Origin of the sequence: Steroidobacter flavus (genome assembly GCF_042651805.1) — a bacterium.
Lineage (GTDB): Bacteria > Pseudomonadota > Gammaproteobacteria > Steroidobacterales > Steroidobacteraceae > Steroidobacter > Steroidobacter flavus.
Genome location: NZ_JBHSDU010000015.1, coordinates 1,924,083 through 1,946,680, shown reverse-complemented (window position 1 = coordinate 1,946,680; position 22,598 = coordinate 1,924,083). Strand labels below are relative to the sequence as shown.

Here is a 22,598-nt window from a genome sequence, read left to right as displayed (position 1 = left end):
GACGTGACTTCCAATGCGGACAACATCGACGTCGATGCGTTAGAGCGCAAGTACGCCGAGGAGCGTGAGAAGCGTCGGCGCACCGATGCGATGGCGCAGTTTCAGCCGCTGCAGGGACGCTTCGCGAACTTCGCCAAAGATCCGCATGCCGATCCGAATTTCAAGCGCGACGCGTTGAACGAAGCGGTCGACGTATTGATCATCGGCGGCGGCTTCGCGGGTTTGCTCGCGGCGGGTCGCCTGCGCGAGCAAGGCGTGAAGCGAATTCGGATCGTGGAGAAGGGCGCTGACTTCGGCGGCACCTGGTACTGGAATCGCTACCCGGGCGCCGCTTGCGACGTTGAGGCTTTGATCTACTTGCCGATGCTCGAAGAGCTCGGTTATCAGCCGTCGCTGCGTTATCCGAACGCACCCGAGATCCGCGAGCACTGTCACAAGCTCGCCGAGCGCTTCGATCTCTATCCGTCCGCGCTCTTTCAGACGCAAGTGTTGAGCGTGCAGTGGGATGAGCAGCGCAAGCGCTGGGATATTCGCACCGATCGCGGCGATCTGATCTCCGCGCGCTTTGTCGTGTCATGCACCGGGTTGCTCAGCAATCCGAAGCTGCCCGGCATTCCCGGCATCGAGGACTTCGAAGGTCACGCCTTCCATACCAGTCGCTGGGACTACGCGTACACGGGCGGCGATGAACGCGGCAACATGACCGGGCTCGCGAACAAGCGCGTTGGCATCATCGGCACCGGCTCGACCGGCATTCAGGTGATTCCACAGCTCGCCGCGGCGGCGGGGCACCTCTATGTGTTTCAGCGCACGCCATCGTCGGTCGATGTCCGTAATAACGGACCGACCGATCCGAGATTGCTCGAGACCTTCAAGCCCGGTTGGGCGCGTGAGCGCCGGGATAACTTCACCGCGCTCGTCGGTGGCGAGCATGTGCCGGTCGATCTCGTGCAGGACAGCTGGACGGACATCATTCGCCATGTGATGCCTCGTCTCGAGAACGGCACGCCTGTCGTGGATGCCGATGCGGTGAGGCTCGCCGAAATGAGCAAGATGGAAGCCGTGCGCCAGCGCGTCGCAGCCGTCGTGAAGGACCAGGCCACCGCCGAAGCGCTCAAGCCTTACTTCCACTACTTCTGCAAGCGGCCGTGCTTTCACGACGAGTATCTCGAGGTGTTCAATCGTCCCAATGTGTCGCTGATCGACACGCAGGGCAAAGGCGTCGAGCGCATCACTGCGCGCGGCGTGGTCGTGCAGGGCCGCGAACATCCGCTCGATTGCCTGATCTTCGCCACCGGTTTCGACTTTCTCACCGAGTACAGCCGTGAAGCCGGCATGGAAGTGACCGGCCCGGGCGCGGTGACGCTCACCAAGCATTGGGAGGAAGGTCGTCGCACGCTGTACGGGATCATGACGCGGGGCTTTCCGAACTTCTTCATGGTCAGCATCGCTCAGGCGGGAGCCGCGGTGAACTACGTGCACACGGCCGACGAGCAAACCAAGACCATCGTGCACATCATCACCGAGGGCTTGCGGCGAGATGTGGCGACGGTGCAACCGACGCTCGAGGCGCAGAACGAGTGGGTTCAGCAGATCGTCGATGGCGCCGCCGGCCGGCAGGCGTTTCTCGAAACCTGCACGCCGGGGTACTACAACTACGAGGGCCAGCGGCCGCGCCACGTGGCGCTCAACGATTTCTACGCTCCCGGGCCCATGGCTTACATTCGTGTGCTTGACAATTGGCGACAAAAAGCCGACCTGTCAGGACTCGAGCTGGCGCTCGCCGAGCGTTGATTGACATCCTGCCAAGCGGATTGCTCAAATGCTCCGGAGTCGTGATGACACCACAACGACGCCCGTAGCACGGGGGAGCTTGGCCCATGTTCAGACCGTCGAAGCTGCGCACGCACCTGTTGCAAGCCCAGCAAGCCGGCTATTGCCCTGACGAGATTCTCGACGGCAGCGGTATCAGCTGGCGTGAGATCGAGTCGCTTCAGCCGCTCGATCTGGACACCATTGCAACGCTGTTCGACTACCTGGCCCGTCGCACGCCGCCCGGCTTTGCGATCCGCGCCGGCTACGAGTCGAAGGTGCGCAACTACGGCATCGTCGGCTTCGCCACGATGAGCATGCCGACGTTGCGTCACGCGTTCGATTACTGGAGCCGCTACTACCTCGTGTCCGGCGACCCGATCATCACGTCGGTCAGCGAGCACGGCGATGAGTGGCGCATGGACTTCCGGCCGCGCTGTCGCATGTCGACGGCGGCCCAACACTTTTGCGTGGAGACGTCGATCGCGGCGCTCGAGCCTGTGATCGAAGAACTCACCGACAGTCCACCGGGCACGCTCGGCATCGACTTCTCCTCCGAACGCCCCGCGACGAAAGGTGCGTACGGCATCTTCCGTACCCGGAATCTGCGCTTCAACCAGGAATCCACGGCGTACTACGGCAAGCGCCGCGATCTCGATCGGCCGATTCCGTCCTCGGATGCGGACGTGAGCGAGATGTTTCTGCGCCAATGCGACGAGTTCCTCGCCGAGTTGACCAGCACGCGCTCGACCTGCGAACGACTCGAAGATCTCATGCGTGCCTCCGTGGGCAGCATCCCGTCGCTGGAAGAAATGGCGTCGGCGCTCGGCACCAGCATCCGTTCCTTGCAAAGAGAATTGAGCGCCGCCGGCATCGGCTATCAGGAGCTCGTCAAACGGTATCGCATTCGTCATGCGAAGCTGCTGTTGCGCGAGAAGCGCCCGAACGTCAAGGAGATCGCCTACATGCTCGGCTTCAAGGATGCCGGCAGCTTCCGTCGCGCGTTCCGCGAATGGACCGGAGAGTCCGTGGGGACATGGCAGCGCTCGATGTCGGCACGCTCGCAGTCCTCGCCGGCGGAGCGGAATCAAGTTCGGGTTTCCTGATCGCGGGCGATCGGCGACTTTATTGAGGAGCAGGGGGCTACTGACTCCTCGGTGCCGGTCTTTTACTGGCTGTGAAGGCGCCGCTCACCTCCGGCCATTGGCTCGCACTGTTGATCATCGTTGTCGGCGAGACAGCGGCGCTGGTCGCGTATCACTTCTCCAAAACGGCATCCGTGCTGGCCGCCGTAACGTTGTGCGCGCTGCTATGGCTGCTTCGTCCACTCTTCATGCCGCCCCGGTATGGTGAGATGAAGCTGCGCACGCTCTGCGTGCTGGGTATTTTCGGGCTCGCGGCTTCTTATGGCGTTTGGGCCGACCTGCTCAACGCCGCGATCCGAGCGGCATCCCAGAGCCCGGCGGCGCAGCAGGTTGCGCCATGGCTTGCCGAGGTGCAGCTGGGAGATGCGCCATCCATCGCCGCTCTCATCTTTGTCCTGACGGGATTGTGGCTGGTTCTGCGCGGGCTGGATGGCAGCATCGCCGGCGCCTCCACGTCACCCATGTCAGAGGACTTTCCGCAGCCGACCTTTCAAGCGGAGCTGAAGGCGTTCTGCTGGGCGCTGGAAAATCATTTGAACGCGGTGGATAGCGAGGAGAACTGGAGTTCGAGCCACTACACGGATCTCGAGGCTGAGGTGGAGATCGTCGGGACGGGCGGCGCGCCGCGAGAACGCAGCTTGATGGGATTGCAAAAGGCGATCCGCCTGGATCGCGGCAGCAATGCGTTCCTATTGCTGGGCACCCCGGGCTCGGGCAAGAGCGTCGCTCTGCGTAAGCTGGCTGGCGACATGTTGCGCGAGGTCGAAGCGACAGAGCGCGTGCCCATTTACATCAATCTACGCGAGTGGCTTGCAGCTCAAGGGCCCAGATGGAGCGAGACGAGTCCTCCGACTGCGCAGGACGTGGAGAACTTCGTGACCGCGTCCCTCAAGGCGCGAGGCGATTGTTTCACTCATAAGTTCGTCGATACGTACTTCCGGGACATGTGGCGCTCGGGGCGGCTGTTTTTTATTTTCGATTCTTTCGACGAGATTCCCGAGTTGCTCGATGCCAGAGAAGAGTCCTGGCTCATCAAAGCGCTGTCCCAGGCATTCTCGCTGTTCATTTGCAGTCATCCACAATCTCGCGGGGTGGTTGCGGCGCGCACCTTCCGCCCGCCCACCGCGGCGTTCCAGGCGAAGAAAGTGCTGCTGATCCGGCCGTTGACGGAGACTCGGATCGTGCAAGCGATGGCCCGCTTTCCTGCGTTCACTCCGCCGTTGCAGGCGGAGCTGTTCAGATCGCGTCAGGATCTGGTCGCAGCGATTCGTACTCCCCTGCTCATGGCCTTGCTCGGCGAGTGGGTGACGATTCACCGCGAATTGCCCGACACACAAGTACAACTTTACGAAAGCTTTCTAAAAGACCGTCTGCGGCAATGTGCTCCCAAGCTCGCGGAGCTCGGGCTCACGGAGCAGCAGGTTTTCGACGGCGCGGCCGAAATCGCCCACTTTGTTTTCAAGTCGCCCACGTACGGTCTGGAAGCACCGGTGCACGTGATCGCCGAGGCGTTTGTCGATACCGACATCGACAGGATCATCGAAGTTCTCCAGCATGCACGCATCGCGCGAGTGCGAGTCGCTTACGCGAGGTCGTTTGCATTCGTTCATCGGCGTTTCCTGGAGTATCTGGTCTGCACCAAGCTGCTCGAGCGCCCTTGGGAGGTCGGCATCGAAGATGTGCCCACCGATGCGCGAGGTCGCGATGCATTGGTCTTGTATGCGCAGATCTGCGATGAGCCCGAAGCCGAGTACCTGGCGTGTCAGTGCTGGGAGGAGGTGTGCTATCACCGGGATGGCGATGCTTCGAGCCGACTGCGAGCCATCCATAGCCTGCGTTTCCTGATCGATGCCTTTCAGGTGCGCCGCGCAGCGATTGCATTGTTTGCCGACGACCTGGCCGAATACATTCATGCTTGCGTGGCGACCGGCCAGGATCTGGTGGCGGCCAAGATCTGCCTGGAGACCACCGGGTTGCTCAACGGGCCGGCCGTTCTGGAGGTTCTGAAGACGGCCATCCAGGGCGGGAATTCCTGGCTGCAAGAGACGGCGTTTCGCGCTTGTCGTCAGTTGCCGCGACTGGAGCCAGCGCTCGAGCGTTTGCTCAAGCGATATGTTGTGACGATTCCGTTGCGACAATTCTGGCTCGACAGCCGCGGTCTGTTGTTTTCGCTGTCGCTTTCCGAGCCGCTGCGAAGCGCTTACCGCGCCGCCGTTTGGAGACGACGCAATCTCATCGCGTCCATGGTCGCGGCACCGTTCGCCTTGATCGTTGGACCGGAAACGATTGCGATGTCGGCGCTGATAGCCGCGGCGGCATTGCACGCCACGCAGGGGAAGAATGGGAATGAGTTGGAGAGTTCCGTCACAGACGAAGCAACGGCTGGCCAAGGCACGTTCTTGGAGGCGTTTCGTATGCTCGTCGCAATGTTTCTCGTGTATTTCGGCGCAATGATATGTGCCACAGAAGTTTATCCTACGCTCTACTTGCTGGCGGACGGCGAGCAGAAGGAGAGCTCTCGGCAGATGCTTGGTGCGCTGACCGCAGTGCTGGGCTTGATGCTCCTCGATTGGTTGCAGGTTGTAACGTGGCGGCGCGACGATGGTGCGCTCCGACGGCGAGGCCGGTTGAGTTGGTTCAGGCCGTCGCCGCTAGCCCTGATCCTGCCTCTGTTGCTCATTCTTTTGTTCTGGCAAAGGTTCTTTCTGTTCATGTCGGAACTTCTGACGAAGTTTGGAATGCTTGGCTTGAAGATTGTGGCGGCCGGTCTGTTACTCGGCTCTCTTACTCTGGGACGGCGCGTCGTTGGCGAGTACTTGCACGATCGACGCGCCTTTGCCGCTATCGCATTCACTTCTTGCATGCGGCGCGCGGACATCATCGCGGCGCTCGACCAGCTCCACACAGACCACTGGCGCATGAAGTTTTTGAGACAACTCGATCGCCAGGGCATCGTCGCTGTCGAGCCGTGGCCCGAGTCTTTCCAACTGCGGGTCACCGTGGATCCGGTGATGACCGAGCTGGCGCGACTGGAAGAGCGTTGGTTGGGGCTGGGGCGCTGACACTACGTTCGGGTCGAAGCCGCACCGAAAGTGCAAGCGAAACTGAGAATAGTCCATTGTGATGCCGGAGGGGGGCGGTCACCCTAGCGGCCATTCGGTTCACAATGAGATTGATTGCAACGAATGGCCACCCTCATCGGCGGCATCGGCGTTTCGCATACTCCGACCATCGGTTTCGCTCGTGACCGGGGGTTGCGGGACGATCCTGCCTGGCGGCCCATCTTTCAGGATTTCGATGTGGTGCGCGACTGGCTGGCGCAGGCCCGGCCGGATGCGATGGTGGTGATCTACAACGATCACGTCACGTCGTTCTTCTTCGATCATTACTCGGCGTTCACGCTCGGCGTTGGCGACCGCTATGAAGTGGCGGACGAGGGCGCCGGGCCGCGAGTGTTGCCGGCGATTCCTGGCGATGCGAGGCTGGCGCGTCACATTGCGCAGTCCTTGACGAGTCAGGAGTTCGACCTGGCGATGTTTCAGCACAAGGCGCTCGATCACGGGTGCTTCTCACCGCTGTCGATGTTGACGCTCGATCGAGGCAAGTGGTCCACGCCCATCGTGCCACTGCAAGTCGGCGTATTGCAGTTCCCGCTCCCTTCAGCGGCGCGTTGTTTCAAGCTGGGACGCGCGCTGCGCGCGGCCATCGAAAGCTACCCCGAAGACATGCGAGTGGTGATTGCCGCGACCGGCGGCCTGTCGCATCAGATTCATGGCGAGCGCACGGGATTCAACAACACCGAATGGGATCACGAATTCCTGGATCAGCTCGAGCAGCGTCCTGAAGCGCTCACCCAGCTGACGCATGCGGAGTTCGCGCGGCGGGGCGGGCTCGAAAGTGTCGAAGTCATCATGTGGCTGATCATGAGAGGCGCGCTCACGAAAGAGGTAAAGCGCATTCATCGCGGCTATTACCTGCCGTCCATGACCGCGATTGCCACGCTGATCCTGGAGGATGTGCAGCCAGGACTGAGCGACGCGGAGGTACGCGCGGCTCGCTTGGCGGCGGCCAAAGAAACAGAGGGACTGGAGGAGATCGAGGGAACGTATCCGTTCACGCTCGAATCGAGCGCGCGTGCCTTCCGATTGAACCGGTTTCTGCACGGCCTGACGGCGCCCGAAGCTCGCAAGGCGTTCGTCGCCGAGCCTGAAACGACATTCCAAACAGCAGGGCTGTCGGAGCAGGAACGCGAGCTGGTGCGACGGCGCGACTGGCTGGGAATGATTCGTTACGGCGTGACGTTCTTCGTGCTGGAGAAGCTGGGCGCCGTGCTCGGCATTTCCAATCCCGAGATTTACGCGGCGATGCGAGGCATGACGCTGGAGGAGTTCCTTCGCACTCGACGCACGCAGATTGTGTATTCGGTCGCGCCCACGAGCCAGGGCAGTTGACGACAGCGATTCGATTCATACTAAAGCTGATTGGGGGGGGACTGTATGAAAGGTTCGTTTCATGCGAGCGCGGCCGCGCTCGTCGCGGTTTCATCGTTTGCATCCGTGGCAGCAGCGCAGGAGGTGCAACCGGCCGAGTCGCAAGTGCTCGCCGAGATTCTGGTCACCGCCAGCAAACGCGAGGAGAAGTTGCAGAGCGTGCCGGCCAGTATCGTGGCTGTGACCGCCGATACGATGGCGAAACAGCAGATCCTGCAGATCAAGGATTTCGAGCAGTTCGCGCCGTCGTTGAATTTCCAATCGGGCGACGAGGCGCGCCTGTTCAACTTTTCGATTCGAGGCGTGGGCTCGGAGTCTTTCTCGGTGGCGGTTGAGCCCAGCGTTTCTACCATCGTGGATGGCGTGGTCTACACGCGCCCCGGCGCGGCGTTCGACGGTCTCGGCGATCTTGAGCGCGTCGAAGTGCTGAACGGTCCTCAAGGCACGTTGCAAGGAAAGAACGCGTCCGCCGGTGCGGTCGTCATCATCACGAAACGGCCCAACAGAGAAGAGTTCGAGGCCAAGGTCGACTACACCATTGCCGAGGACAACGATCACAACGCGAGCCTGATGCTGACGGGCCCGGTGAACGACAAGCTCGCATATCGCATGTACAGCTACTACAAGCGGGCGGATGGCCAGGTCGTCAACGTAGCAACAGGCGATACCGTCAACGACGTCGAAGGCTACGGTTTTCGAGGCAAGCTTGAGTTCGAGCCGAAGGACGGACTCAACCTGCTCCTCGCAGCCGACTACACCTATCGCAAGTCCGGCTGCTGCGGCGAGCCCATTCGCACGCCCGCGCCATCGGGCAATGTCACTGCCGCGTTCACTGGCGCGGCCGTCGGTCCGGACAGTAACGAAGTCAATTTCAACACGGTGCAGGAAGGTCATCAGGAGAACAGCGGCGTCAGTCTCGAAGGCAACTTCGCCGTTGGCGAGCTGACACTCACATCGCTCACGGCCTATCGCAGCTACGAGGACTATGCGATCCGCGATCGCGACGGCACCAACGCGCCGTTCACCGGCGTGACCGCTCAACAACTGTTCGAGGCCACCCATCCGGGCATCAGTCAGGCGGATGCGACCCGACTGCTGGATGATCTGCTGCTCAACTCGCTGAGCTTTTCCTGCCGCGACGGCGTGTGCGGCGAAAGTAACAACCTCGAGATGAATGACACCTTCAGTCAGGAGTTCCGCCTCACATCGCCGGGCGGCGGTTTCTTCGACTGGTTGGTCGGCCTGTACTACTACGACTCCGCGGTGGAACGCGATGTGACGATCGCGGGGGTTCGTTCGAACATCGCGGGCAACGTGAGCTTCCCGACGCCCACGTCGGTCGTCGTCAATCGCGCGACTGCGTATGTGCTGGCGGATATGCTCACCAAAGTCGACACCGTGAACAAAGCGGTGTTCGGCAATTTCAACCTGCGTCCGGTCGACAAGCTGACGTTGACCGCGGGTGCGCGCTTTCTGCGCGATGAGCTGAAGTGGAATCACAAGAAGGTGACCGGACCGAATGGCGATCACATCGGCGGCGGGGTCGGCACCAATCCGGCCGGTCAGGCGATGGCGGGCGCCAACGTCGGCACGCCGCAGTTCAACGCGATTCGCGAGTTCAGCGACGACGCGCTCATCGGCAAGCTGTCGGCGAAATATGAGTTCACGCCGGACCTGCTCGTCTATGGCTCGTGGGCCGCGGGTTACAAAGGTCAGGCGGTCGATGCGGACATCTTCCTGTCACAGGATGGCTTCAATGCCAGCCCGGTGGCGCCGGAAGAGTCGCGCGCGTGGGAGGGCGGTTTCCGAAGCAGCTTCTTCGACCGTCGCGTGCAGTTCAATGTGACTTATTACGACACCGTATTCAGCGGTTACCAGACCGCATCGACCGGCGTCGACGGCTCAGGTTCGCCGGTGCTGCGCTCGGCGGGCAAGTTGTTTACGAAAGGTGTCGAGACCGACTTGAGCGTGCGTCCGTTAGCGGGCCTGACACTGACCGCGCATGCGGAGTTCAGCGACGCGGAGTTCGGCGATCTGTTCGTCACCGCGACCCAGAATCTCAAGGGCGGAACGCCGCTCAACGCGCCGGAGACCAAATACGGCTTCACCGGCGCTTATGACTTTGCCATCGGCGCGTGGGAAGCGACGTTTGCGGGCAATTACAGCCACACGTCGGAGACCTTGTTCACCAACCTGGCCGATGCGACCAATCCAAATTCGCCTTGGATTCGTCCGGCGTATGGCATTGCCAACGCCAGCATCAGCCTCACGTCGCCGAGCGAGAAATATCGGGCCGTGCTGTTCGTGAAGAACCTGTTCGACGAGCACTACGTGTCCAGCTTGCGGCGTATCTCCGGCTCGGTGGGCGGCGGCGGCGCGGTGGCGCAGTCAATCCCTCGCGACTTCGATCGCTACTTCGGTGTGACGTTGTCGGTGGGCTTTTGATGGAGCGAGCCCAGCGTGAGCTCGCGACGCGGGCCGGCATTGTTGCCGGCCTCGTCGGCGGCATCGTCATCTGGATCTACGAAGCGCTGGTCTGGGTCGGCGCGCAGAACCTGATGCCACTGGCCGGAATTCCACGCAATGCCACCGGCCTGGTATTTGGTAAACAGATACAGGAATCGCTCGGCTGGATCGCCTATCTGGTCGGCACCGGGATACATTTCGTGTTCTCGATGGCCTGGGGCGTGCTGTTCGCGTGGCTCTGGCCGTACTTCCGCGAGCGCGGTTACGAGGCCACGTTTTTAGCATTGATCTATGCCGTAATAGCATGGATCGTGATGCACGCGGCCATCATGATCGCCTCCGACAATCACCCGGATTACTTGGATCCGGTGGTGATCATCGGCGGCTTCATGTCCCACTTCTTTTTCACGATCCCGCTGGCGCTGATCGTGAAACGTCGGTTGGGCTGAGGCGCTTGCGCTCGCGGTACTTGCTGGGGGATTCGTTACAGGTGCGGGTGAAAAAGCGCGTGAAATAGGCCGGGTCCTGAAAGCCCAGCCAGTAGGCGACTTGCGCGACGGACATGTCCGAATACACCAGAATGCGCTTCGCCTCGATCATGATGCGATCGTGTAGCAGGTTGCTGGGCGGCTGTCCTTCGACTTGCAGGCACGCGCCTCGCAGGTGGGCCACCGGGACTTTGAGCTCGGCGGCGAACTGCGCCACGGTCCAGCCTTCGCGATAACGCCGCTCCAGCAGCTCGCGGAATTCGCGCACGAGAACGGCATTGCCGGTGGTGTTCTGGCGAAGCGAGGTGGCGGTTTCGCTCCGGCGCAGAATGGCCACCAGGACAGTGAGCAGACAGGCCTCGGCCGCGATCACGTTGCCAGCGGCTCGTCCGTCGAGCTCGCGGTCCAGGCGGAGCAGGGCGCTGCGGATGTCGGATGTTTCTTCGTCGTCGACGGCCAGCGACAGAATGCGGGGCTCGTTCCAGACCGCGCGCAGCTCCGGCATGCGGTCCAGCAAGTTTCGCAGGTAGGGTTCGGCAACGGTGAGTACCCAGCCGTCCGAATCCATGCCATATTCGAAGCCGTGCACCGTGTTGACCGGCACGATCAGCACGCTCGGGCTGCTGAACGGCCGGCGATCGGTTTCGACCGTCATGAGCCCAGCGCCGCCGCGCACGAATACGATTTGACCGAATTGCGGATGGCTGTGCGGCTCGATGCGCCAGCCATTGGCGCGGCAACGGTCGGCCAACGGTTCCACATTGACGAACCAGTCGCCGGCACCGGTCGCCGTTTCGCCATACAGGTGATAACGGGGGACGGTGGCGCCTTGCGTCCGCCCGACGAATCGAACTCTGGACATGGCCGTTCCCGTCAGTGGTTGGGCGGCATGGTATAGCTTTAATTGAGGACAGTCAGGGGATTTGCATGTCTGAAAAGCAGTCGACGTTCGGGCCGGGGCGGTATCGATGGGTGGTCGTCGCGTTGCTGTTTCTCGCGATGGTCATCAATTACATCGATCGCCAGATGATCGGTGTGTTGAAGCCCGGTTATCTGCAACCGGAGTTCGGCTGGAGCGAGCGCGACTACGCCAACATCGTCACCTGGTTTCAGGCGGCCTATGCGCTGTCGTATCTGTTCTTCGGCCGGTTCGTCGATCGCATCGGCGCGAAGTGGGGCCTGGGCATCGCGTTCACGATCTGGACGCTCGCGCATATCTCTCATGCGGCCGCTCGCAACATCACGCACTTCATCATGGTCCGGGTGCTGCTCGGTGTCGGCGAAGGCGGCGGTTTTCCCGCGAGTATCAAGGCTGTAACCGAGTGGTTTCCGAAAAAAGAGCGCGCTCTTGCCACCGGTGTCTTCAATGCAGGAACCAACATCGGCGCGATCGTGACGCCGCTGCTGGTGCCCTTCATCGTCGTCGATCTGGCGATGGGCTGGCGGGCCAGCTTCGTCATCGTCGGCGTGGCCACGCTGCTGTGGTTGCCGGCGTGGTGGCTGCTCTACACGGCGCCTCGTGAGAACAAACATGTGAATGCGGCGGAGCTGGCGCTGATCGAAAGCGACCCGCCCGATGCCGCCGGTGCCAAGATGCCGTTCATGGCCGTGCTCCGCATGCGCCAGACCTGGGCCTATGCGCTCGGCAAGTTCCTGATCGATCCGGTGTGGTGGATGTTTCTATTCTGGCTGCCGGACTTTCTGTCGCGCACGCGTGGCCTCGATTTGAAGTCCTTCGGCATTCCCATCGTTGCTGTTTACCTCGCCTCAGACGTCGGTTCCGTCGCCGGCGGTTGGTTGTCGTCGCGACTCCTGTCGCGAGGTCGGTCGTTGGCCAGCGCACGTAAGACTGCCATGTTCGTGTGCGCGCTTTGCGCCTTGCCGATCGTATTCGCGACCAAGGTCGAGAGCTTGTGGGCGGCCGTCGCGATCATCAGCCTGGCGACCGCGGCTCACCAAGGATTCTCGGCGAATCTCTATACGCTGCCGGGCGACGTTTTCCCGCGCTCCGCGGTGGGCACGGTCATCGGTATCGGCGGCATGCTGGGCGGTATCGGTGGAATGTTCTTTGCTCAGTTCGTCGGCCAGGTTCTGCAGACTGTCGGCGACTACACGCCCATCTTCATGGTGTGCGGATCGGTTTATTTGCTCGCGCTGCTGGTCGTGCATTGGCTCGCGCCGGGCTACAAGCCGGTGGAGCAGCCGACGCAGGCTTGACGTTCGGCTCGCGGCCCGGCGGAGTTACTTTCGCCGGGCCGCTTCGATTGCGGCGGCGAGTTGCCACATGCTCGCTCTAATCGCCGCGGGTCGGCAGGCGCCGAAGCCCAGTAGCAGTCCGTTTTGATTGGCGCCGCCGTAGCTATACGCAGAGAGCGGCATGACCTCGACCTTGCGCGCAGCCGCTTCGGTGCACACCCGTTCGGCGTCGACGCCTTCCAAATCCGCCACTGCGTGCAGACCGGAAAGCACCGGTCGCAGGCGCAGTGGCGCGCCGGTTCGTTCGATCGAGGTGCGTAATGCATGCAATCGCTCCGCATACTCCTGCTGCATGCGACGGATGTGTCGCTGATAGTGGCCGCGGGTGATGAACTCCGAGAGGATCAATTGTTCGAGGAGCGGCGGATGAAGATCGCTCGCACCTCGGGCGGTGACGAAGCCCTCCGCGATATCGCTCGGCACGATGAGAAAGCCCAGGCGCAGCGCTGGAAACAGCGTCTTGCTGAACGAGCCGGCGTAGATGACTCGACCGTCGGGATCCAATGCGTGCAGACAGGGAAGCGGGCGCGTGTCGTAGTGGAAGACGCAATCGTAGTCGTCTTCCAAAATCCAGGCGAGCGATTCGCTGGCCCACGCGAGTAGGGCGTGTCGTCGCTCGAGACTCATCGGCATGCCGAGCGGAAATTGATGTGAAGGTGTTACATAGGCGAGGCGCACGCGGCTGCTGTCCGGCGATGTGCGATCGATGACCATGCCTTCGCTGTCCACTGGCCTGCACACCGCTCGCGCGCCCGCTGAGAGCAGGGCGTTGTGGGCGCCGGGATAGCCCGGATCTTCGATCCAGGCGGCATCGCCGGCATCGAGTAGCAAATGAAACACCAGATCGATGCCGCGTTGAGCGCCGGCGACGACCAGCACTTGTTCAGGATCGCAACTCGTTCCTCGCGAGCGCATTTGCTCGGCGATTGCCTCACGTAGTCTGCGCAGGCCTGCTAGCCGTGAGTAATCGAGGCGTGCCGGCGACAACGAGCGCACGCACTGTCGCGCGATCTGCGACCACAATCGCACAGGAAACATATCGACCGCGGGCGTGCCCACTCGAAACGGCCGAGGAGGCAACAGCGAGCGACGATCGACGGCCCGCGACCGTGCCAGCGATCGGCCGCGTGCTGACAGCAATGGATGTTTCATTGTCGACGCCGTCGCTACGACGCGCAGATCGGGTCGCCGGTCCGGCAGCTCCTTTGCGATGTAAATGCCGGAGCCGGGTCGCGGCACGATGTAACCCTCGGCCTTTAATTGTTCGAATGCGAGTAGGACGGTGGTGCGCGAGACGCCGAGGTCGATTGCCAGTGCGCGCGTCGAGGGCAGGCGGCTGTCGGCGGGGATCAGGCCTTCGACGATGGATCTGCGGATACAGAGATAGATCTGCTCCTGCAGTGTCTGAACGCGAGAGGGCTCGATGCGGATCGGTAGTGTGACCGTCTTGACCATGACGTGCTTTCCTTAGCCGCCCCGAGCCCATCTTGAGATCAGCGCACAGAAAGCGCAATTGCCCGGGCGATGGCTTCGTGGCCCGCGTCGTTCGGATGAATGCCGTCGCCTGAATCGTAGGCCGGCGACAGTTGATACGGATCGCTCGGGTCGCGCAGAGTCAGGTCGTAGTCGACGACGGCGTCGAACTGCCGGCTGGTTCTGATCCAGCGATTCACCGCCTGACGCTTGGCTTCATTTTCAGGCGTGTACACGCCGGGCACCGGTGAGCTGCCGTTGGGTGTAATCGTTGCGCCGTAGATGCGCAGGCCGCCTTGATGCGCGCGGCGGATCAGTTGTCGCAGGCCGGCGATGATCTGGTCGGCGGTGACGATTTGCGTCGCATCGCCGAGGACGGTGGGCAGGATGATGTCGACGAGGCCCAGCTCGATCAGCACTTGATTGACGCCCGTGGCGTTCAGCACTTCACGGTCGAAACGCGATACTCCGCTGGGTCCGCAGGTATCCGACAACAGGCGACCGCAGCCCGTGGATTGATTCAACACCGCCAGTCGACCAGGGCCGAACGGAAGATTGAACCAGCGTGATAGCACGTCGCTGGCGCGACGATTTGCGTTCACCGTTGTGGTCGATCCTTCGCTGACCGAGTCACCGAAGATCGCGAGCCCGTCGACCCGCCTCGATGACAGCACTTCAACGAAGGTCAGCACATACTTCGATAATGACGTGTCGTTTTGCACTGGCAAGTCGACTGCATCGCTGAAATTTCCTGGCGTGGAGGTGTAGGCGGTTTGCGTGCCGTTCTCGTGATATGTCACAAAGCCGGTGTTCTGCGGGAAATACAAACTGATCGCGAGTCGCGCGTTCGACGACACCGAGAAATTGACGGCATCGCTGAACACCGTCGCGCCTTCCGGAATCACGACAGATTCCTGTCCTCGGAATGTCAGCGCCCTGTCTGTGCCGGGCACGGTCGAGGCGCCTGTCGATTGCACGGCCACGTGCGCCGCGCCGACGATCAGCGCGCCGACGCCATATTCGTTCGACAGTTTGATTCGCACCCGACTGCCGCCGACCGTGATCGGAATGATCTGCCGCAGCGTCTGGTTATCGAACGATCGCGATCCCGCCCCGAACGCGGAGCCATTCGCCATCGGCGGCACTCCCCACGTCGCCACCCATCGCGGTCCATTGAAGTCCGCCGTCGCCGGCTCAGCCACTTGCGCCTTCGCCGCTGTCAGACTTGCGATCCCAACAAGCATCCCAGCCGCCGCGCGCACCCAACAGCCCCGCGCCAGCCATCCTGATTTCCTCATGATCAAGCCTCCTGCGTTATCCGCCCTTCGCCGCCGCACGAGTCTGCACTCGAGCCGCCTGCGTGGTAGCTCCACTTCGGAGTCGTCGGATAAAGCCAGTTCGGGCCCGGGTGTGGGTGTCGCATATATTTGACATTGATTGCATCAGGCCTATGATGCTCCCATGGGTGCAATCCACGAATTGGGGCAGGCTCTGCGTGCGCGAAGGACTGACATGGGCTTGAGTCAGGCCCAAGTTGCCGCGCTCAGTGGCCTCTCTCGCCAGACGGTCAACCAGATCGAGACGGGTGCCGCTCCGGATCTGGGGCTCAATAAGGCTGAGCGATTGGCCGCTGTATTGGGGTTGGTACTGCGGGTTGACGCGGGCCGGTCCGCATCTAGCAAGGCTGCGAAAATGACGGCGCTGGCCCGGGCTGCCGCTACCGCTAGCGTGAGCTTCAGGCGGCGGCTTGCGCGGCCGGCTTTGAAGCGCATCCTTGCGTCCGGCGAGCTTCCGGAGAAGTACATCCCGCATATGCACGCACTTCTGGATGATGCGCCGGTTTCATTGCTCGGCGCCGTGGCCGAGCAACTTCATGACGAGGAGAAGCTGAGTCGTGACGCTGTGTGGAAGAACTACCGCAATCTGGCACGCCAGGTGAAGAGCCGACGTGATATCTGGGGATGAGTTCGCTCAACCTGAATCGGCCGGGTCCATGGACTTCGCTGTTTCCTCGTGCGCTGAAGCTCATGGCGCACCTGGAGCGGCAGATCTCCGATGCGCACTGGTCATTTGGCGGAGGCACGGTGCTCATGCTGCGAATCGCGCATCGGCAGAGCAAGGACATCGACCTGTTCGTTCCGGATCCGCAGTACCTCGGATATGTCAATCCTCGGCTGAGCGACGTCGCCGAGAGCATCAGCACCGATTACGAAGAGTCGGCCGAGTTCATCAAGTTCTTTCTTCGGGAAGGTGAGATCGATGTGGTCGTCGGCACTCCATTGACCGACGCTCCCTATGAAATGGTCGAGTACCGAGGGCGCACGATTCGCGTGGAAACGTCGGCAGAGGTCATTGCCAAAAAAATGTGGCATCGTGGGGATCGTGCCAAGGCACGAGATCTGTACGACTTGTGCGCCGTCGCCACCGCCGAGCCCGCGCAGATAAAATTGGCCGAACCCTTCATGGCAAGGCATGGCAAGAAATTTCTCCAGGCATTGATCGATGGGGAAGACGTGCTTCGGCGTCAGTTTGCGGAGATCGATGCCATCGGTCGGCGATTGGATTTCGATCGATGTGTGCGGCAGGCGAAATCGATCATCGAGCCGCTGCTCAAATGAGCTACAGAATCACTCTTCGTCAGGATAGGTAAGCTTGCCTTCAACCACGCGCGCCGGTGGCGTATGCGTGTGAGGTGTGGAGTGGGTGGCGTCGAGGATGTGGATGACCTCGATTCCTTTCAGCAGTAGCACGTCTGCAATCAGGCGGCGGTGGCAGCGCCACCAGACGGCTTCGGCGCACATCAAGGTGGTGCGCTCCTGTTGGGCGAGATCGACCAGCTCGGTCAGGCCCTCCGCGAATTCGTCGGACGCGAGGTAGTCTGCGTAGCCCCGGAAAGAAAGATTGCGCCAACCCGTATTGGGTGAGTCTTTAAGCGCACGGCGTCGACCGCCGAGTTTCGGAAACCATCGATAGGCGATGCCGCTGCGCTCCAGCGCTTTCGCCATCGTGTCCTGATCGAACTGCGGCAGGCGGCGCGAGCCGGGTAAACGGCGCACGTCAGCCACTGCCTGCAGCTCATACGCTTCGAGCAAGCTCACGAACTCCGGCCACGAATGGGTGGAATGACCGATGGTCCAGACGGTGGTCTTCACTTTGTTTCCGTGTACCTCCGAGTTCCAAACGAGGCAGCGGCGTGACGGTTCCCGCCGGAAACGGGTAGCGGTATCATTGCCGTCCAAACCAGGAGGGGGGGCGTTCGATGATCCGTCGCTTAGTGCTTGCGATACCCTTGGCGTTGGGTCTGTGGATCGGGTCGGGGGAGGCGGTGATGGCGAAAGAGGTTGCGGTGCTCGGCAAGATCGAGCGTCTCGATCCGGCGTTCGACAAGCTGGTCGAGCCGGGGGCCGTCATCGAAGTGCTCGCCGAGAAGAAATTCGAATGGTCGGAAGGCCCGATCTGGGACGCGCCCAAGCAACGGCTGCTGTTCTCCGATATTCCCCGGAACATGATTTGGGAATGGTCCGAGGCCGGCGGCCTGAAAAAATTCCTGCAGCCCTCGGGTTACACCGGCACCGAGCCGTTCACGGGCCGTGAGCCAGGCTCGAATGGGTTGACCTTCAACAAGGCCGGCGAGCTGGTGCTCTGCCAGCACGGCGACCGTCGTATCGCCAAACTGAACGGCGGCAAGTTCGTCACGCTGGCGGACAAATATCAGGGCAAGCGTCTGAACAGTCCGAACGATCTGGTGTTCAAGTCGAACGGCGATCTTTATTTCACCGATCCGCCGTATGGGTTGCCGAAAGGTGAGGACGATCCAGCGAAGGAGTTGATCTTCCAGGGCGTGTATCGATTGAACGCTCGCGGCGAGCTCACGTTGCTGGCGCGCGAATTGAGCCGTCCCAACGGACTGGCGTTCTCACCGGATGAACAGACGCTGTACGTCGCCAACTCCGATCCGGACAAGGCGATTGTGATGGCGTATCCGGTCAAGAGCGACGGTACGCTCGGCGCCGGCAAAGTGTTCTTCGACGTGACCGCGGCCGCGAAGGAAAAGAAACCCGGGCTGCCCGACGGTATGAAAGTCAGCCGCGACGGCACGCTGTGGGCGACCGCGCCGGGCGGCATTCTTGTTTACTCACCGGCGGGCAAGCACCTGGGCACATTGGCCACCGGCGTGCCGACCGCGAATCTCACGTTCGGCGACGACGGCAGCACCTTGTATATCACCGCGGATAAGAACCTGGTTCGCCTGCGGACGAAGGTCAAAGGCTGGTAAGCAGCTCGGCGGCGGCTTTCAGATCCTGCGTTTGCAAGCCTTCGGTGAACTGATCGTAAAGCTTCGAGAGCATGTCGCGAGCTTCGCCGGCGCGGCCCTGCGTCGCGCGAAGTCGTGCCAGCGTGATGGTTGTGCGCAGCTCCCAGCCTTTAGCGCCCTGATGACGGGCGAGTGCCAGCGATTGCATGAGGCAATTCTCTGCGCGCGTTTCGTCGGGCGTCGGCATCGCCAGCAGCACGATGGCCTTGATACGAAACAATTCAGGCGCATCCCAAGTCTCGGCGCCGCCCGGCGCATGAGCGATGGCGTCGTTGATCACCGAGAGCGCTTCTTCAGGACGCCCGATCGTCGCCAACGCCTCGGCCAGGCAACAAGCCGTGACCGATAGCATCAGATTCTTCTGACTGCTGGCCTGCATGTCCGCCAGGGTGGTGCGCAGTAGCTCGATGCCTTCCTGAAGGTGTCCGCGACGAACCAGCAGCTCGCCCTTCAAAGCAAAGGCCTCGGCGTGAAACCATACCAGGCGGCCTTGCCAGTGGGGCAGGGCCATCACCTGCTCATTCATTTCCTGCGCGGTATCGAGATCGCCGCACCACAGGAACACGTAGCAGGAGTAGACCAGCGAATAACTCACATTGACGGGTGAGCCACTTTCGGCCGCTTCCACCATCGATTGCCGGGCCGACTGCAACGCCTGGTCAGGAAAACCGCAGAGCCACTGCACGCGCGCGAGCCCATACAACGCACGAGTGCGATAGTAGAGCCCGGCGAGTTGCTGATCGCTCTCGGTGGCTCGGATGCCGTGGGAGAAGCCGCTCTCGAACAGCTGTTTCGAGACCGCTGGATTGCCGAGCACATATTGCGATGAGCCCAGCATCCAATCGGCGATGACTCTGCGGTTCACATCGTTTGTTTCCCGCGCGACCGCGTCCATCTCTTCGGCCACTGTGAGCGAGCTCTTGAAGTCGGTCATGCGAAGCACGTAAACGTGCAGCGCGCCGAGCAGTCGAAAGCGGATCGCCGTCTCTCCGAGCTGTCGCGCGATCTCGAGGCCGCGATCGATCGCCGTGCGCGCCTCGATGGCATTGGTCAGCAACGAGGAAATCGCCAGTGCTTCCTGCAAGACGAGCTCGCGTCTGTTGCCCCGTGTTGCTTCAGGCATCGCGGCCAATGCCGCCTCGCTCCACTTGCGACACTCATTCCACAGCGAAAGATCCAGGAACGAAGCGACCGAAGCGGCGGCCAGATCGATGCCCGGCTCGATCTTGTGAGAGTCGTCGCTGCCGGCAAAACACCATTGGAGCGCGGCTCGCAGATTGCCAAGGTCCTCGTGACGCGTTCGCCGGCAGTCGCCCCCGGCAGTCGGATTCAACAACTGTGTGAAATAGCGCGCGTGGCGCTCGGCAGTGGCGTCCGCCTCGCCGGCGGATTCCTCCAACTTTCTGAGCGCGTAAATGCGGGTTGTTTCCAATAGCCGGTAACAGGCCGAGCCTTCAGGCGTGGGGATGACGGAGACCAGCGACTTCGCGATCAGCTGATCGACCTCGCTGATGAACTGACCCTCCAGCGCCGCGTCCGATGCGACCGCGTGTGCGGCTTCGAGCGTGAACGTGCCGACGAATATCGACAGCCTTCGCAACACGTGCTGCTCGGAGGGCGACAGCAGGCTGTAACTCCAGTCGAGCAGGGCCTGCAGTGTCTGATGTCTCGGCAGCGCTGTGCGACGGCCCTGCCAATGCAGTCCCAGTCGCTTGTCCAGCAGCGTCGCCGTGCCTTCCAGGCCGTACGTGCCAATCCGACCCGCGACGAATTCGAGCGCCAGCGCGATACCGTCGAGCCGGCCGCAAATGTCGACCACGATGGGCGCGTTCGCATCGGTTATAGCGAAACGACTGTCACTGGCCGTGGCGCGCTCGACGAAGAGCTTCACGGCGGGAAAGGTCAGCGCCTTCGCCGCGCTCACCGCGCTATCGGGCGGCGGGCTTTCGAGCGGACGCAACCAATGCGCATGCTCGCCTTCAACGCGCAGCGCTTCGCGACTGGTCGCGAGAATGTGCACTCCCGGCGCCTGACCGAAGATCATTTCGGCCAGGGGCGCAACGTCATCGATGACGTGCTCGCAATTATCGAGGAGCAGCAGCATTCGCGCCGTTCGCAGGAAGGTCATGAGTGCGACGGTGGGATCGGCGCTCTGGATCGACAGCCCGAGGGTCGACGCGATGGTCGCCGCGAGCAACTTGGGATCGGCGATGGCGCCGAGGTCGACGAAACAGACGTTGCCGGCGAACTCATCCAGCATCGCGTGAGCGACCGACACAGCGACGGTCGTTTTACCCATGCCGCCCGGGCCAACGATGGTGACAAAGCGATCGGTGCGCAGGTCGGCGGCAATCGTGCGAACCGCGTCATCGCGACCGACCATGCGGGTGAGTGCGGGTGGCAGGGCGCGTGTCGCTGGGATGACGGGCGACGCTGGCTGTATCGCAGTCGTCATGCCCGCGCGATGCACGGGGGCGACAAAGGTATAGCCTTGGCCAGCAACGTTGGCGATGTAGCGAACGCCGTCTTCACCGTCGCCGAGCGCTTTACGCAGGGCGGTCATGTGAACCCGGAGATTGCCCGGGGTGACCACGAGGTCGCGCCACACTCGCGCGATCAAATCCCGATGGCTGACGATCTCGCCGGCGTGCTCGACCAGCACGATCAGGATGTCGAGCGCGCGATCGCCGAGCGTGATGGTCACGCCCTCGCGCTGGAGTTTCCGAGTCAACGGGGAAAGCTGGAACGGGCCGAATGAGACGGCGCCGTTATCTGAACCGGTCATGGCGGGGAGAATAACCCATTCCCGCCGGCCGTAAGCAGGGCTGACGGCCGGCGGCGACACCATGTCCGTGCCTCTACAGGTTCATGGACGCGCGCTCGATCAACTTCGCGACCGCTTTGGGATTGGAGATCATGACCACGTGCGAGCCGCCGTGGACCACTTCCGTGTGCTTCGATTTCGCACGCTCGGCCATGAATCCCAATGCCTGCGGCGGAATGTTTCTATCCTGATCGCCATAGATGAACCACGACGGAATGGTTTTCCACGCGCTGGTGCTGGCGGGCTCGTTGAGTGCCGCTTCGGTGATGGGGCGTTGTCCCACCGCCATCGCCACAGCCTCGGACGCCGATACGTCGGCAGCGAACTGCTGGTGGAAACGATCCTGTTGAATGTAGAGATCCTTGCCACCGTCGGCGAGCGTCACCGGTGCCGCTAATGCCGTGCCGAGCGTGCTGCCAGGAAACTTTCCGGACAGGCTCGCTGCTGTTTCGCCAACCTCCGGCGCGAAGGCGGCGACATACACCAACGCCTTCACGTTCGACGCGTGAGTTTCGGAGATGACCGATCCGCCGTACGAATGACCGACGAGCACGACCGACTGCTTGATGCCGCTCACGACGTCGTCAACATACTGCGCATCGCTCTTCACGCCGCGCAACGGGTTCGCGACGGCGACGACGCCATAGCCATCCTTTTTCAAAATAGCGATGACGCCGTTCCAGCTGGAGGCATCGGCGAATGCACCGTGGACCAGAACGATGGTTGGCTTCTCGGGCTGTTGCGAACCCGCGATCGAACTTGTGAATGTCGCGATGGTGGCTGCGACGGCCATCAGGATTTTCATGATTATTTCAGTCCGGCTTTGTCCAGACCATAGAAGGCGTCCGCCGAGCCGGGGACGGATTTGAAGGCGACGCTCAGGCGGTTCCAGCCGTTGATCGCGACGATGGCGAAGGTCAGGTCGGAGATTTCTTTTTCCGACAGCTGGCCGCGCACGCGCTCATAGATATCGTCCGGCACGCCTTGCTCCGGCAGCTTGGTCACGATCTCGGTCCATGCGAGAGCGGCGCGCTCTCGAGGAGCAAACAAAGTGGATTCGCGCCACACCGCGACATGATGCAAGCGAAGTTCGCGTTCGCCGTGAATCTTTGCTTCCTTGACATGCATGTCCACACAGAAGCCGCAGCCATTGAGCTGCGAGGCGCGCAGGGTCACGAGATCGAGGATCGACTGCTCGATCGTGCTTTCCTTGACGGCGTTGTTGAACGCGGCGAAGCGCTTGAGCAGTTCAGGGGACTGCTGCGCGTAATTGATCCGTTGCATCGTCGATGACTCCGAGGAAGGTTGCTGGCACGACAACCATCCTCG

17 protein-coding genes are annotated in these 22,598 nt (G+C 61.8%); 10 read left to right on the top strand and 7 right to left on the bottom strand.

Going from position 1 to position 22,598, the window contains the following annotated elements; genetic code table 11:
• Positions 1-3 precede the first annotated feature (3 nt).
• The 6 genes from ACFPN2_RS35485 (at position 4) to ACFPN2_RS35460 (ending at position 10,362) form a co-directional block, all read left to right on the top strand.
• Positions 4-1,794 (top strand): flavin-containing monooxygenase, encoded by a 1,791-nt coding sequence (locus tag ACFPN2_RS35485; RefSeq protein ID WP_380605593.1) that lies wholly within the window; start codon positions 4-6, stop codon positions 1,792-1,794.
• An 86-nt stretch (positions 1,795-1,880) separates the two neighbouring features.
• Positions 1,881-2,918, top strand: a complete 1,038-nt coding sequence (locus ACFPN2_RS35480) for an AraC family transcriptional regulator (protein ID WP_380605592.1) — start codon at positions 1,881-1,883, stop codon at positions 2,916-2,918.
• A gap of 71 nt (positions 2,919-2,989) precedes the next feature.
• A complete protein-coding gene (locus ACFPN2_RS35475) occupies positions 2,990-6,019 on the top strand; it encodes an NACHT domain-containing protein (protein WP_380605590.1) in 3,030 nt (1,009 codons plus the stop codon).
• Between the two features lie 123 nt (positions 6,020-6,142).
• Positions 6,143-7,408 (top strand): gallate dioxygenase, encoded by a 1,266-nt coding sequence (locus ACFPN2_RS35470; RefSeq protein WP_380605588.1) that lies wholly within the window; start codon positions 6,143-6,145, stop codon positions 7,406-7,408.
• 45 nt (positions 7,409-7,453) lie between these two features.
• Positions 7,454-9,892, top strand: a complete 2,439-nt coding sequence (locus tag ACFPN2_RS35465; RefSeq protein WP_380605586.1) for a TonB-dependent receptor — start codon at positions 7,454-7,456, stop codon at positions 9,890-9,892.
• Positions 9,892-10,362, top strand: a complete 471-nt coding sequence (locus ACFPN2_RS35460; protein WP_380605584.1) for a hypothetical protein — start codon at positions 9,892-9,894, stop codon at positions 10,360-10,362. The genes ACFPN2_RS35465 and ACFPN2_RS35460 overlap by 1 nt, the downstream gene beginning before the upstream one ends.
• Here ACFPN2_RS35460 and ACFPN2_RS35455 read toward each other — a convergent pair.
• Positions 10,319-11,263 (bottom strand): helix-turn-helix domain-containing protein, encoded by a 945-nt coding sequence (locus ACFPN2_RS35455; protein WP_380605582.1) that lies wholly within the window; start codon positions 11,261-11,263, stop codon positions 10,319-10,321. The genes ACFPN2_RS35460 and ACFPN2_RS35455 overlap by 44 nt on opposite strands.
• A 65-nt stretch (positions 11,264-11,328) precedes the next feature.
• Between ACFPN2_RS35455 and ACFPN2_RS35450 the strand changes: the two genes are divergently transcribed.
• Positions 11,329-12,618: an MFS transporter gene (locus ACFPN2_RS35450; protein WP_380605580.1), complete on the top strand. Its 1,290-nt coding sequence runs from the start codon at positions 11,329-11,331 to the stop codon at positions 12,616-12,618.
• A gap of 24 nt (positions 12,619-12,642) precedes the next feature.
• Here the strand turns inward: ACFPN2_RS35450 and pdxR are convergent, their stop codons facing one another.
• Both pdxR and ACFPN2_RS35440 read right to left on the bottom strand, forming a co-directional pair.
• Entirely contained in the window at positions 12,643-14,112 is a 1,470-nt protein-coding gene (gene pdxR / locus ACFPN2_RS35445) for a MocR-like pyridoxine biosynthesis transcription factor PdxR (protein ID WP_380605578.1), read from the bottom strand.
• 38 nt (positions 14,113-14,150) lie between these two features.
• The gene (locus tag ACFPN2_RS35440; RefSeq protein WP_380605576.1) at positions 14,151-15,374 is read right to left on the bottom strand and encodes an SGNH/GDSL hydrolase family protein; all 1,224 of its coding nucleotides are present in this window, start codon (positions 15,372-15,374) and stop codon (positions 14,151-14,153) included.
• Positions 15,375-15,591: 217 nt separating this feature from the next.
• On the opposite strand from ACFPN2_RS35440, the gene ACFPN2_RS35435 reads away from it, so the two are divergent.
• Positions 15,592-16,095, top strand: a complete 504-nt coding sequence (locus ACFPN2_RS35435; protein ID WP_380605574.1) for a helix-turn-helix transcriptional regulator — start codon at positions 15,592-15,594, stop codon at positions 16,093-16,095.
• On the top strand, positions 16,092-16,748 hold the full coding sequence (locus ACFPN2_RS35430; protein ID WP_380605572.1) for a nucleotidyl transferase AbiEii/AbiGii toxin family protein: 657 nt from the start codon (positions 16,092-16,094) through the stop codon (positions 16,746-16,748). The genes ACFPN2_RS35435 and ACFPN2_RS35430 overlap by 4 nt, the downstream gene beginning before the upstream one ends.
• A gap of 9 nt (positions 16,749-16,757) precedes the next feature.
• Here ACFPN2_RS35430 and ACFPN2_RS35425 read toward each other — a convergent pair whose 3' ends face one another.
• Entirely contained in the window at positions 16,758-17,282 is a 525-nt protein-coding gene (locus ACFPN2_RS35425; protein WP_380605570.1) for a DUF488 domain-containing protein, read from the bottom strand.
• 176 nt (positions 17,283-17,458) lie between these two features.
• On the opposite strand from ACFPN2_RS35425, the gene ACFPN2_RS35420 reads away from it, so the two are divergent.
• A complete protein-coding gene (locus ACFPN2_RS35420) occupies positions 17,459-18,406 on the top strand; it encodes an SMP-30/gluconolactonase/LRE family protein (RefSeq protein ID WP_380605569.1) in 948 nt (315 codons plus the stop codon).
• Here ACFPN2_RS35420 and ACFPN2_RS35415 read toward each other — a convergent pair.
• From ACFPN2_RS35415 to ACFPN2_RS35405, 3 genes are all read right to left on the bottom strand, one after another.
• Positions 18,393-21,176 carry an ATP-binding protein gene (locus tag ACFPN2_RS35415; protein ID WP_380605567.1) on the bottom strand — a complete coding sequence of 928 codons (2,784 nt, stop codon included), beginning with the start codon at positions 21,174-21,176 and terminating at the stop codon, positions 18,393-18,395. The two genes, ACFPN2_RS35420 and ACFPN2_RS35415, sit on opposite strands and share 14 nt — an antisense overlap.
• 127 nt (positions 21,177-21,303) lie before the next feature.
• Entirely contained in the window at positions 21,304-22,074 is a 771-nt protein-coding gene (locus ACFPN2_RS35410) for an alpha/beta fold hydrolase (RefSeq protein ID WP_380605565.1), read from the bottom strand.
• A gap of 2 nt (positions 22,075-22,076) precedes the next feature.
• Entirely contained in the window at positions 22,077-22,553 is a 477-nt protein-coding gene (locus ACFPN2_RS35405; protein WP_380605563.1) for a carboxymuconolactone decarboxylase family protein, read from the bottom strand.
• Between the last annotated feature and the right edge of the window lie 45 nt (positions 22,554-22,598).

Bases quoted from the DNA above. Each gene is read 5' to 3' on its own strand.
- ACFPN2_RS35480 (WP_380605592.1), top strand. From the start codon at position 1,881: ATGTTCAGACCGTCGAAGCTGCGCACGCACCTGTTGCAAGCCCAGCAA.
- ACFPN2_RS35470 (WP_380605588.1), top strand. From the start codon at position 6,143: ATGGCCACCCTCATCGGCGGCATCGGCGTTTCGCATACTCCGACCATC.
- ACFPN2_RS35465 (WP_380605586.1), top strand. From the start codon at position 7,454: ATGAAAGGTTCGTTTCATGCGAGCGCGGCCGCGCTCGTCGCGGTTTCA.
- ACFPN2_RS35460 (WP_380605584.1), top strand. From the start codon at position 9,892: ATGGAGCGAGCCCAGCGTGAGCTCGCGACGCGGGCCGGCATTGTTGCC.
- ACFPN2_RS35455 (WP_380605582.1), bottom strand. From the start codon at position 11,263: ATGTCCAGAGTTCGATTCGTCGGGCGGACGCAAGGCGCCACCGTCCCC.
- ACFPN2_RS35450 (WP_380605580.1), top strand. From the start codon at position 11,329: ATGTCTGAAAAGCAGTCGACGTTCGGGCCGGGGCGGTATCGATGGGTG.
- pdxR (WP_380605578.1), bottom strand. From the start codon at position 14,112: ATGGTCAAGACGGTCACACTACCGATCCGCATCGAGCCCTCTCGCGTT.
- ACFPN2_RS35440 (WP_380605576.1), bottom strand. From the start codon at position 15,374: ATGCTTGTTGGGATCGCAAGTCTGACAGCGGCGAAGGCGCAAGTGGCT.
- ACFPN2_RS35435 (WP_380605574.1), top strand. From the start codon at position 15,592: ATGGGTGCAATCCACGAATTGGGGCAGGCTCTGCGTGCGCGAAGGACT.
- ACFPN2_RS35430 (WP_380605572.1), top strand. From the start codon at position 16,092: ATGAGTTCGCTCAACCTGAATCGGCCGGGTCCATGGACTTCGCTGTTT.
- ACFPN2_RS35420 (WP_380605569.1), top strand. From the start codon at position 17,459: ATGGCGAAAGAGGTTGCGGTGCTCGGCAAGATCGAGCGTCTCGATCCG.
- ACFPN2_RS35410 (WP_380605565.1), bottom strand. From the start codon at position 22,074: ATGAAAATCCTGATGGCCGTCGCAGCCACCATCGCGACATTCACAAGT.
- ACFPN2_RS35405 (WP_380605563.1), bottom strand. From the start codon at position 22,553: ATGCAACGGATCAATTACGCGCAGCAGTCCCCTGAACTGCTCAAGCGC.